Origin of the sequence: Paenibacillus septentrionalis (genome assembly GCF_042659865.1) — a bacterium.
Lineage (GTDB): Bacteria > Bacillota > Bacilli > Paenibacillales > Paenibacillaceae > Pristimantibacillus > Pristimantibacillus septentrionalis.
This window is the reverse complement of the sequence record NZ_JBHSTE010000007.1, coordinates 86,279-98,099: the sequence shown is the minus strand read 5'-3', so window position 1 is coordinate 98,099 and position 11,821 is coordinate 86,279. Positions and strand designations below refer to the sequence as shown.

Sequence of the window (11,821 nt, the reverse complement as noted above, 5' to 3'; positions counted from 1 at the left end):
TTATAACGGTTTAAGGGGGCGATAGTATGCAGAACATTGTTGCATTCCATGAAGGGCAGGTAGACGTCAATCCAGAGCAGGTTGGTTATGACGGGCAAAAGCTGATCGCATTGAATCGACATTATGAGAATCTAATTGATCAAGGAAAATTGCAAGGAGCCAGTTACTTGATTTCAAGAAATGGACAAATCATAGCCCGTAATTCACTAGGCAAACTGCGTCCTGCGAGAGACAGTCAAGACCTGCTGCCAGAGTCGATACGTAAAACGTACTCGATTACTAAAGCGTTTACATCTGTAGCTATTGCCCAGCTGATAGACAAAGGGCTTATCTATCTTCATCAGTCGGCTAGCAGCATACTGGATGAAATGAATACAGATAAGCATCGAGCAATAACAATCTTTCATCTACTTACGCATACCTCCGGTTTACGAGGCGATCCGGGCTTTTATAATGAGCCGTATAGTCTTCCGTGGTTTGAATGGATGGCCTCTGAAATAAGCAAGCAGGACAGCAATATGAACTGGAAAAAAGCTATATTGGCAGGACCTTTGCAGCGTATGCCAGGCAAGGAATGGATCTATTCCACAAGCGCTTATGCATTGTTAGGCGACATTATCGCAAAGGTATCAGGCAAGCCGTATGAGCAATACATACAAGAGGAAATATTGCAGCCGCTAGACATGAATAAGAGCTTCTTTGACGTGCCGAAAGTTTTTCAAGATGAAGTATGTGCGACGAATAGCTGGGAGGAGGAACAAATCTATGAACCGCAAGCTGCGGCGCAGGATGCTGCTCCTAAAGCAGGAAACGGTCTGTACTCTACATTAGAGGATTTGTGGAAATTTGGACAAATGATGCTTAACCGAGGCGAGTATGAAGGCAACAGAATATTATCTTCTCGTGCTGTTGAATTACTGACGTCCAATCATCTGCACAATATTACTCACCGTGGCTGGGGCAACCATAACGATAATTATCCTTACGGACTCGGCTGGCAACTTGAGCATTTTGATTTGTGCTCCAAGGGAACGTTCTCGCATGAAGGCTTCGGTCATTGTGGGATGTTTGTTGATCCTGTTGAGCAGCTCGTGTTTGTATTTTTCGTGCCATCTCCTATTGGCTACATGCATGAATCCGTCGTTACGCCGCGTGCTATCGTTTGGTCTGGCTTGCTATAGCTACTAGAGATCCTATAGCGTTTATTTGCTAATAATTGGAGGGATTTTCATGACGATTTCAATAGAGCCGCAGCGCGTTAGCTGTGAAGAGGCAGGATATGAAGAGAAAACAGTGCTGCACTTGGAGAGACACTTTGAGCATCTAATTGCGTCAGACAAAATTCAATGCGCGTCCTACCTATTGTCTAGAGAAGGCAAGGTTTTTGCACAAGGGGCCTTTGGCAAGCTTCGCTATGATCAACCAGATTCCATGCTGCAATTGGATTCGATTCGTAGAATAGCATCCGTCACGAAGCTGTTTACGGCAGTAGCCATTTTTCAGCTTGTAGAGCAGGGAACGTTGTTTCTCAGACAGTCTGTTGCCGATTGGATAGAAGAATTTAAAAACCCCATGTACGAAAAAATAACGATTATGCACTTGTTGACTCATACGTCTGGCATTGCAGCTGATCCCTTCTATTACTTGGAGCCGTATCCTATAGGCTGGGGCTCTGTCTTGTTTGCTTATCAGCCCGAGACCGAGGGACCGCATGCTGTAACAGATGAAGCAGAGCTGGAAAAGCAGCGCAAAACTGCCTGGCTTCGTGCCTTGCTTGCTGGAAAGCCGCTTTCACAGCCGGGAGAAGCTTGGAATTACTCTTCGGCAGGCTACACGGTGCTCGGTGAAATTATTGCGCGCGCAAGCGGAAAGCGTTATGAGCAGTATGTTATGGACCATATCGTGGAGCCTCTAGGATTGAAACGAACTTTTTTTGAGGTGCCAGAACATCTGCAATCTGAAGTATGTATCATCAACGAATTCGAAGCGCAGCGTCTGGATAGCAAACTCGGTTCATACACAGCACCACGTGCTGGGGGAGGGCTTTATTCCACAATAGGCGATTTATATCGTTTTGGACAAATGTTTCTGAATGGTGGAACATGGAACGGCGTTCGGATTTTATCCCGGAAATCAATCGAAAAGATGACCGGAAATGTGCTTGAGAAAGGGATTCATGCTTACAGCTGGGGAGGCAACATAAAGGACAAAACCTATGGCCTTGGCCCACTGCTCATTCATTCAGGAGAATGGATTAATGAGAACACGTACGGACATGAAGGAGCAGGACGTTGCATGCTTTTGATGGATCACGTGCGAAATGCAGTCATTCTGTTTTTCGTTCCATCTAATACAGACTGGTGTCCTGAGTCGATGATTGGAACGCAAAATATTATAGGAGCGGGTTGGCGTTGAGACAGCAATTTGCCATCATACGGGCAATCGGATTTGTCACGTATAAGGAGTGGGCGGCTTTTCGCTCACATATGTTAGCATCGCTGTTTGTTGGACCTGTACTATTTCTTGTACAGGTCTTTATATGGCAAGCGATGTTCGAAGGTAAGGATATCATTAATGGCTTGACCTTTGCTCAAATGCTCACGTACTACGGAGTCGCAACACTCATTCATTACGTAACGTTTGATTTTGCAGATTGGAACTTGCAAATGCTTGTGCGAAGTGGAAAATTTGTCACGTTTGCACTGAGACCGCTGCCTCATTGGCTATTTGCACTAGCCCAAAAAATTGGACATCGTTCACTTGCGCTTGGCGTAGAGGTGCTACCGGTTCTGCTGCTATTTATTTTTTTGTTTCAGGTTGATTTAATGCCAGCTGCTCCAGGCTGGGCGACCGCGTCGATTTTGCTGAGCTTTATGATGAGTTTTTTTATCAATTATTGCGTAGGCTTAACGGCATTTTGGATTGTTCGGGCAGAAGGGGTTCGCCGCGTATTTTTGCTGTTAAAGGATATATGTGCTGGCGTGTTTTTGCCTCTGTCCTTCTTTCCAGAGGTCGTGCAGAAAATATTGTTTTTTCTGCCGTTTCAATTTATTACCTATTTGCCGACACGGGTATTTATTGGCGATTATGAGCTTGCAGGCATTTCGCTGTCTCTAGCACAGGCAGTCGGTCTCCAAGCGATAGCAGTAGTTCTGACTGGATGCGTAACACTCCTGCTGTATCATGCCGCTCTAAAGCGGTTTACGGGGGTGGGCGTATGAGGCAGATAATCGCGTGTTGGGCGTCCGTCATGCGTGTCAAGCTGGCTGAGCAAATGGCTTACCGCAGCCATTTTGCATTGAGTGTTGTGTTATTAATTATTGGTGATTTGGTTGTTCCGCTCATTACGCTGCTCGTTTATCGCTCTGGTGCTTCCTTTCCAGGCTGGAATCTGCATGAGGCATTGCTCGTTCAAGCCATTTTTGTACTGGCGAAAGGCATTGCGTTTCCGTTCTTTTTCGGTATGGTTGGCACGACGCTGTCGCATGTACGGGAGGGCACCTTTGACTTGCTGTTATTGAGGCCTCGTCCAGTGATGCTCATGTCCATGCTGGTTGGATTTGATCCGGATGATTTTGGCAGACTTGTCAGCGGCTCGGTCTTGCTTGCCTATGCACTAAGTGCAATAGCTGCTCCTGACTGGTCAGCATGGCTGCAGTTCAGCTTGCTGTTTTTAGCTTCGATTGCAATTCTTTGTTCTATGTCGCTATTTTTATCCGGTATTTTGTTTCGTTGGGTAGGGAGCAGCCGAGTATTTGATATATTTGACGCGATATCTGGCTTTGGAATGTACCCTGGTACGATTTTCTCCAAAACGTTGCAGAACGTGCTCACTTTCGTACTACCGATTGGCTTGATCGCATTCGTGCCGGCTTCTGCTCTTTTGGGCAGGGAAGGCTGGGGCTCGCTTTGGGCTCTTGCATCTGCTGCAGTTTTGCTGCTTGCAGGGATCGTGTTTTGGAATCGCATGCTTAAAAATTATACGAGCGCAGGCGGATAAGCATTGCGAGCTTATGGGAAAAGGCGGTGTATGCATGATAGAAGTAAAGCATTTAAGCAAGACGTACAGCATTTATGAACGCGGTCATACGCTGCGAGAAGTGATAAAAACGCTTGTACATCGGCCGATGAAGGAAATAACGGCAGTGGACGATCTCTCCTTTACCATTGAGCAAGGAGAAATGGTTGCCTTTTTAGGTCCTAACGGTGCCGGGAAGTCAACAACTTTGAAAATGCTGACGGGCGTTCTCCATCCATCAGCAGGTGAGGTTAGCAGTCTTGGATACACGCCATGGAAGCAGCGCAGGGAGTATGTAAGGAAAATCGGCGCTGTATTTGGACAGAAGTCACAGCTTATATGGGATATTCCGCCGTCAGATGCATTTTATATGAACAAGGCCATTTATGATATTCCTGATAAGGAATACAATGAAACGCTGGATGAATTGGTGGATTTGCTAAAGGTCGGTGATGTTATGCGTAAACCGACGCGCCAGCTGTCTCTTGGTGAACGAATGAAGTGTGAATTTATTATGGCGATGCTGCATAGGCCAGAGCTTGTATTTTTGGACGAGCCAACGATTGGCCTAGATATGATAGCCAAGGAAAATATACGTCATTTCATTCGCAGCATGAATCAACGGAAGGTTACATTTATTTTGACGACGCACGATCTCGAGGATGTTGAGATGCTGGCTGAACGGGTAATGGTCATCAATCATGGACAAATCGTAGTGGATGATAGTCTAAGTGGTCTCAGAAACCGTCTGGGCAGCAAGAAAAAGGTGCGAATGACTACGGAGCAAGCTGTACCTGCAATGCTGCCGAACGGTTTGCGCTTGTTGGAGCGAATAGGCCCGCTAGAGCTTGAACTGGAGATCGATACAGACGTGCTCGCGCTTAAGCCGTTTATATCAAATTTTAACGAAACGTACGGTATTATTGATATGTCCATTGAAGCGTTGCCCATTGAGGCCGTTATGAAGCAGTTGTACGTGGAATCCTCTGTATAAGGTTCGTGATGTAAGTTCAAGACCTATGCCGTTGAGCATAGGTCTTGTTTTGATGTATGGCACACACACTTTTCTGCTATTGATAGGCTGAGAGATTTTGACAAAAGCTTGAAGCTTCGGTTACGATAGGAGCTTATATGATCATTTATACGGAATGGTTATGTCATTATATAGGAATGGGGAGTTATAATGTCGTCACATTTGCCAAATTGTCCAGCGTGCAGCTCGTCGTACACGTATGAAGACGGAACCTTGCTTGTATGTCCTGAATGTGCTCACGAGTGGACGCCAGGCTCCGAGCAGTCTGCCGAAGAGGGACGTATTGTTAAAGATGCCAACGGTCATATTCTGCAGGACGGAGATGCGGTAACGATTATTAAAGACCTGAAAGTCAAAGGTAGCTCTTCTGTATTGAAAATCGGGACAAAAGTGAAAAATATACGACTAATTGAAGGCGATCATAATATTGATTGCAAAATCGATGGTTTCGGTGCGATGAAGCTGAAAAGTGAATTTGTTAAAAAAGCTTGATCGAACTCAAGTGAGCATTTTTAGTTGTAGGAGGAGGTTCTCAGTTGTCATAGGCAATGACAACTGAGAACCTCTCTTCGTCATTAATCTTTGATTATTTCGTTTTTATGCGCAGGATTGGCTAGATGCGGCAGCGAAGGAATATAATGAAATGAATGAAGCAACTGCACAAAGTGAAACGGTTTTCATTATCTTGTGAATCAATTGCATTGAAGTGGAGTGGAAAGGAGGGAATCGATTATACTGCTTCACTAAGTCATGAGAGAACGAGCACATGTGTGCCAACAAGGGTTAAGCTTTCAGTTCGCCAGATGATCGAATCATTCATTACACTCGTGCAGAATTGCTTTTGTTGCCAGGAGCTCGAGATTTAATATTAGCATCTTATTGTTGTCTACTTAAAATGAAGGTTGAATTCATTCGTATACAAATAGCTTCGCTCCTGCACATTGGTACTTAGGATTGATTAAGTATAATGCAGTCAAAAACAAACTAGGAAGTGATGTGAATTTGGATTCCCCTAAAATATTAGCGCAGTTTTTCCAAAAGACCTGGATTGCTTACGTGATTTCAATTATGCTGCACGGCATTGCCAACTTGATTCATGTTCAATTTCCCCGCGTGCTGGGAGATTTTACGGATTCACTGCAGCTTGGCTTGCTGACGTGGGATGGGGTATGGCGATCAGGTTGGGAGCTGCTGGCTATCGGTGTCGGCTTTACGGTGCTTGGGGGCATTGCACAGTATCTCGTGATGTACACAGGCAGATATTTTGAATTTATGAATCGAAGACGTCTGTACCATCATTTTCTTGAGCTTAGTGAGCGCTTTCACTCAAAAAATGGTGTCGGCAAGCTGCTGAGCTACTTTATGAATGATGTGACCGCGGTGCGTGAATCGATTTCGATGGGCGTCAATCAGACGGCAAGCTCCTCGCTGCTGCTCATATCAACATTTGTTATGTTGCTTGCGACCAATGTGCCGTTGCATCTTGTCTTGATCTGCATCATGCCGCTCCTGCTCATTCCGATGATTGTCGTATGGATTGGACCGAAGATCAAGCGGCGCTCGCTTAAGGTACAAGAAGCGCTCAGCGCGATGACAGCTTCTGCTGAGGAGCAGTTTGCAGGAATACGCGTGACGAAAAAATTTGCAGTAGAGCCAATTATGAACGAGCGCTTCGGCGCTACAGTAGATGAAATTCGAGATCGACAGCTGCGCCTGGTACGCATATCGTCGCTGTTTCAAGCAACGATTCCGTTTCTGGGCTCGCTGTCGCTTATTGTGGCCATGGTATATGGGGGCTACTTGACGATTCAAGGAACGATTACGCTTGGAAACTTTGTTGCGCTAACGCTTTATATTCGAATGTTGATGAATCCACTACAGCAGCTTGGCAATGTCATTAATGTCGTACAGCGGGCAAGAGCAAGTCTGGAGCGGTTAAATGATCTGCTGAAGCAGAAGCGAGATATCGCGGAAGCGAAGGACGCGAAGGAGCTTGATCCCCATGACATTGATATTGAGCTGCGCAATCTTTCCTTTAGCTACCCTACAGAGGAAGGGAGCAAGCAAGAGCATGAGCAGCGCCTGGCGCTGAATAATATATCGCTAACGATTAAACAGGGAACAACATTCGGGATCATTGGACGGACGGGGAGTGGCAAAACGACACTAATGAAGCTGCTGCTGCGATTGTACGACGCACCAGAGCATTCGATTCGATATGGCAAATACGATATACGCGAGCTTAAGCTGTCCAATCTTAGAGAAAGCATTGGCTACGTGCCGCAGGATGGTTTTTTATTCAGCACAACGATTCGCGACAATATCGCATTCTCTGATCGTTCGATGGATAATGAGAAGGTGGTTGATGCCGCTCAGCAAGCACGCATCTACGACAATATTATGGCATTTCCTGATCAATTCGATACGCAGCTTGGCGAGCGTGGCGTAACGCTATCTGGCGGACAGCGTCAACGAACCAGCCTTGCCAGAGGAATGGTGAAGGATGCCCCGATTCTTATACTGGATGATAGCGTTAGTGCAGTAGATGCGATTACAGAAGCAGAAATTTTAAGCAATATTACGAAGCTGCGAAAAGGGCTCACAACGATTATCATTGCGAACCGAGTTAGTGCGCTTAAGCAGGCGGATCATATTATTGTGCTTGATCAAGGCAGTATTATTCAGCAAGGCACGCATAAGCAGCTTATTCGCGAGGAAGGGCTGTATCGCAAGCTGTATGAGCTGCAGGAGGAGGGGACGCACAATAATGGCACAAGCAATTCATAATTGGCAAGCGGACCAGAAGGCTGATCTCAATGAGCCGCAGCCGAAGCAGAAATATTCTTCAAGCTTCCGTGTATTATCAGGCTATATGCTGGAACATAAAAAAACGTTTGCTGCATTTATTATCTGTACATTGATTGCAATTAGCGGCGAGCTGCTGCAGCCTTATTTGCTGAAGCTGGCGATTGATGATCATCTGATGGTCGGCAAAACAGATTTTCGAAGCTTGCTGCTAATCGGAGGACTTTATCTGATACTATCCGTTACCAGCTTGTTGTTTACGTATTTTCAAAACAATTTGCTGCAGAAGGCAGGGCAAAGCATTGTAGCAAGCATTAGAAAACGATTGTTCGATCATATTTCCAAGCTGTCGATGTCTTATTTTGATCGTGTACCTAGCGGTAGTCTGATTACACATGTTTCGAGTGATACCGAGGCGATCAACCAGTTTTTCCATCAGGTTGTACTAAGTATTGTAAGGGACGGCTTCACGCTCATTTTTATATTGGTCATGATGTTCCAGCTAGATGTCACGCTGACGCTGTATAGCTTAATCCTATTGCCGATCATTGCGGTTATTGCGATCGCTTTTCGTTCGTATATGAGAAAGACGTATCAGCTGGCGAGAACTCGACTTTCACGCTTAGTTGCCTTCACTGCAGAAAACTTAGCTGGAATGCCTTTAATTCAAGTATTTTACCAGCAAAAGGAACAGAGTAGACAGTTCAGTGAGAAGAATGAGTCTTACTTTAAAGCTAATTTGCGTGAAATTCGGACGAATGTTCTATTCAACAGAACGTTTGAGGTACTGAACAATCTAGCTATCGCTTTTATAGTCTGGTTTGGCGGTCGGGCAGTGCTCGATACCGACCTGGCATTTGGCGTGCTTTACGCTTTTATAACGTACATTCGCTTGTTCTTCCAACCGATTAATACGATTACGCAGCAATGGAATACACTCCAATCAGCCAACGTCGCAATTCAGCGTATATGGAATTTGCTTTCGATTGAGCCTGAGGTCCAAGATGCACCACAGACGAAAAAGCTGCCAGCGCAAATTCGTGGAGAGGTTGAATTCCGCAACGTCACCTTTGCTTATAAGGAAGGCGAGCCGGTTATAAAGAAGCTTGACTTGCATATTCAAGCTGGACAAATGATTGGCGTCGTTGGGACGACGGGAGCGGGTAAAAGTTCTTTGATAAGTTTGTTGTGTCGTTTTTACGATGTGCAGAAGGGAACGGTTACGATTGACGGTATTTCGATTAAGGAACTGCCGCAAGCACAGCTGCATCGCGTAGTGGGACTTGTCCAGCAGGAGCCGTATTTGTTTACAGGCAGTGTGCTTGACAATGTGCGGTTGTTTGATCAGACAATCACACGCGAGCAGGTAATAGAGGCTTGTCGCTTTATTGGTGCTGATCTTGTTATTGAACGAATGCCAGACGGCTACGATTCCCGCTTGTCCGAGAAAGGAAGCGGCTTGTCGGCAGGAGAGAGACAACTAATCTCATTTGCCCGCATTCTCGTATTCCAGCCGCGCATTTTAATATTGGATGAAGCAACGGCTAATTTGGATTCGCAAACCGAGCAGCTTATTAACCGTGCGCTAGATTATGTGTCCAAGGGAAGAACGACGATCGTAATCGCGCATCGTTTGTCGACTATAATTGGCGCAGATCAGATCATTGTAATGAGCAAAGGTGAAATTGTAGAGCAGGGCACACACGAACAGCTGTTAAAGCAAAACGGCTACTATAAGGAAATGACGGATTACTCCCAAGGCAAGGCACAGCCTATTGCCATGTCATAACTGGCGATCATTAGATGGTTGCACCATACGTTGATTTGGTTGTTGTGATTTGATTTGACAGAGGTTTGAATAAAGTCCCGAATGCTTTACATTCCGTAAAGCATTCGGGACTTTTGCATTTAAATGAGAGTTGTTTCTATCTCGTTTTAGATAAGTGTTCTGCGTTAATTGCCTCATTTGAGCTATGGCTAGAGTGAGTCCTGCTTTATATAATAATCACACTGCTACACACTATACGTTTGTAAAGCGTTTGGGGCTCCATTGCTTGCAGGAAAAAATTAAAGTAAACCTAACATTATATCAATCTTTAGCGGAGAATTTGGCTTGTTTTGCTGTACTTAGGTTGCAACTGCAATGGATAGGACGATATACTGCACCATAATTGTCATTGTTTGGATTCTGATGAAGCGTTTTCGTTTGTACTTTTCCACATATTTTTTGTGGAAAATGGAATAGAATATAACGCTTACATTGCTCGAAAAGTGACGAAAACCCTTGATAATATAAGGTTTTTCTGTTCATGTTAGGTTTGTGAAAAAACCTAACATGTGCGCAAAAAATACCTTACATGAGTATTGACGATAGATTTTAGGAGTTTTATAATTACATCATAAGTTAAACGAGAAGTTGAACATTATTCAAATTTTACATCTTATTGTTCGGAAATGGAGGATTTTTTTTATGTCAGTTGAACAAGTTTTCAAAACAATTGAAGAAAACAACATTATGTTTGTAGATTTTCGCTTTATCGGCCTTAACGGTGGCGTTCACCACATCACATTGCCTGTAAGTGAAGTAAGCGAAGAAACATTTGAAGCAGGTGTAGCATTTGACGGATCTTCTATTCCTGGTTTCCGTGGCATTGAAGAATCCGATATGGTAATGATGCCAGATCCTGAGTCTGCATTCGTAGATCCATTTACTCTACATCCTACACTTAACATCATGTGTAACATTTTCACTCCTGCAGGAGAGCGCTATGATCGTGACCCACGTAGTATTGCTCAAAAGGCTGAAGAATTTTTGCAAAAATCTGGCGTAGGTACTGCAGCATTTTTTGCTCCTGAATCCGAGTTCTTCATTTTTGATGATGTTCGTTTCGAAAACAACATGAATTCATCTTTCTACTCTGTAGATTCTGAAGAAGCTGCTTGGAACACAGGCCGCAAAGAAGAAGGCGGCAACCTTGGCTTCAAAGTTGGCGTTAAAGGCGGTTATGTGCCAGTAGCTCCAATTGATTCCCAACAAGATATCCGTTCTGAAATGGTTCGTATCATGGAAGAATCAGGTCTAAAGGTTGAGCGTCATCACCATGAGGTTGCTACAGCTGGCCAAGCGGAAATCAACTTCCGTTTCGATACTCTAACTAAAACAGGTGACAACCTAATCAAATACAAATATATTGTACAAAACGTTGCAAAACAATGGGGCAAAGTTGCTACATTTATGCCGAAGCCACTATTTGGCGACAACGGTAGCGGTATGCACGTACACAGCTCTATCTTCGATGGAGACACTCCATTGTTCTATGAAAAAGGCGCGTACGGTAACCTAAGCAAGCTTGCAATGAGCTACATCGCAGGTATTCTATACCATGCACCAGCACTTATCGCGTTGACTAACCCAAGTACTAACTCCTTCAAACGTCTAGTTCCAGGCTACGAAGCTCCAGTTAACTTGGTATTCTCTAAAGGTAACCGTTCTGCAGCAGTTCGTATTCCAATTGCAGCAGTATCTCCAAAAGGCTGCCGCATCGAGTTCCGTACTCCGGACTCTACTGCTAACCCTTACCTAGCATTCGCAGCAATGCTTCTTGCAGGTCTTGATGGTATTAAGAAAGGTCTTGACCCAGTTGCACTTGGTTATGGTCCATTCGATAAAAACATCTATGAGCTTCCTGAAGATGAGAAGAAAGAAATCCGCAGCGTACCAGGCTCTCTTGAAGAGGCGCTTGATGCACTTGAGTCTGATTCCGCATTCTTGACAGAAAACGGCGTATTCTCTGAGGACTTCATCGCGAACTATATCGCATTCAAACGCAGCGAAGCAAAACAAGTTGCAATCCGTATTCATCCACATGAATTCAACCTATACTTCAATGTTTAATCTTAAGCATTGATCTTAAGAGCGCTGATCTCACAAGGGTCAGCGCTCTTTTATTACATTTTTGTGAATG

At 44.6% G+C, this 11,821-nt stretch carries 9 protein-coding genes; all 9 read left to right on the top strand.

The window, feature by feature from the left end; genetic code table 11:
- Positions 1 to 26 precede the first annotated feature (26 nt).
- The 9 genes from ACFP56_RS18720 to glnA all read left to right on the top strand — a co-directional run bounded on the left by ACFP56_RS18720 (position 27) and on the right by glnA (position 11,751).
- Positions 27 to 1,181 carry a serine hydrolase domain-containing protein gene (locus tag ACFP56_RS18720; protein ID WP_379237431.1) on the top strand — a complete coding sequence of 385 codons (1,155 nt, stop codon included), beginning with the start codon at positions 27 to 29 and terminating at the stop codon, positions 1,179 to 1,181.
- Positions 1,182 to 1,230: 49 nt separating this feature from the next.
- Positions 1,231 to 2,415, top strand: a complete 1,185-nt coding sequence (locus ACFP56_RS18715) for a serine hydrolase domain-containing protein (RefSeq protein WP_379237429.1) — start codon at positions 1,231 to 1,233, stop codon at positions 2,413 to 2,415.
- Complete coding sequence (locus tag ACFP56_RS18710; protein ID WP_379237427.1) at positions 2,412 to 3,221, top strand: ABC transporter permease; 810 nt, start codon at positions 2,412 to 2,414, stop codon at positions 3,219 to 3,221. Before ACFP56_RS18715 ends, ACFP56_RS18710 begins: the two co-directional genes overlap by 4 nt.
- On the top strand, positions 3,218 to 4,000 hold the full coding sequence (locus ACFP56_RS18705) for an ABC transporter permease (protein ID WP_379237425.1): 783 nt from the start codon (positions 3,218 to 3,220) through the stop codon (positions 3,998 to 4,000). The genes ACFP56_RS18710 and ACFP56_RS18705 overlap by 4 nt, the downstream gene beginning before the upstream one ends.
- 34 nt (positions 4,001 to 4,034) lie before the next feature.
- On the top strand, positions 4,035 to 5,012 hold the full coding sequence (locus tag ACFP56_RS18700) for an ABC transporter ATP-binding protein (RefSeq protein WP_379237423.1): 978 nt from the start codon (positions 4,035 to 4,037) through the stop codon (positions 5,010 to 5,012).
- A 189-nt stretch (positions 5,013 to 5,201) separates the two neighbouring features.
- Positions 5,202 to 5,543, top strand: coding sequence for a zinc ribbon domain-containing protein YjdM (locus ACFP56_RS18695; RefSeq protein ID WP_379237421.1), 342 nt, complete (start codon positions 5,202 to 5,204; stop codon positions 5,541 to 5,543).
- A 510-nt stretch (positions 5,544 to 6,053) separates the two neighbouring features.
- On the top strand, positions 6,054 to 7,838 hold the full coding sequence (locus ACFP56_RS18690; protein ID WP_379237784.1) for an ABC transporter ATP-binding protein: 1,785 nt from the start codon (positions 6,054 to 6,056) through the stop codon (positions 7,836 to 7,838).
- The gene (locus ACFP56_RS18685; RefSeq protein WP_379237419.1) at positions 7,819 to 9,645 is read left to right on the top strand and encodes an ABC transporter ATP-binding protein; all 1,827 of its coding nucleotides are present in this window, start codon (positions 7,819 to 7,821) and stop codon (positions 9,643 to 9,645) included. The genes ACFP56_RS18690 and ACFP56_RS18685 overlap by 20 nt, the downstream gene beginning before the upstream one ends.
- A 681-nt stretch (positions 9,646 to 10,326) precedes the next feature.
- Positions 10,327 to 11,751, top strand: a complete 1,425-nt coding sequence (glnA, locus tag ACFP56_RS18680) for a type I glutamate--ammonia ligase (RefSeq protein WP_379237417.1) — start codon at positions 10,327 to 10,329, stop codon at positions 11,749 to 11,751.
- Positions 11,752 to 11,821: the final 70 nt, after the last annotated feature.

Bases quoted from the DNA above. Each gene is read 5' to 3' on its own strand.
- ACFP56_RS18685 (WP_379237419.1), top strand. From the start codon at position 7,819: ATGGCACAAGCAATTCATAATTGGCAAGCGGACCAGAAGGCTGATCTC.
- glnA (WP_379237417.1), top strand. From the start codon at position 10,327: ATGTCAGTTGAACAAGTTTTCAAAACAATTGAAGAAAACAACATTATG.
- ACFP56_RS18720 (WP_379237431.1), top strand. From the start codon at position 27: ATGCAGAACATTGTTGCATTCCATGAAGGGCAGGTAGACGTCAATCCA.
- ACFP56_RS18705 (WP_379237425.1), top strand. From the start codon at position 3,218: ATGAGGCAGATAATCGCGTGTTGGGCGTCCGTCATGCGTGTCAAGCTG.
- ACFP56_RS18695 (WP_379237421.1), top strand. From the start codon at position 5,202: ATGTCGTCACATTTGCCAAATTGTCCAGCGTGCAGCTCGTCGTACACG.
- ACFP56_RS18700 (WP_379237423.1), top strand. From the start codon at position 4,035: ATGATAGAAGTAAAGCATTTAAGCAAGACGTACAGCATTTATGAACGC.
- ACFP56_RS18715 (WP_379237429.1), top strand. From the start codon at position 1,231: ATGACGATTTCAATAGAGCCGCAGCGCGTTAGCTGTGAAGAGGCAGGA.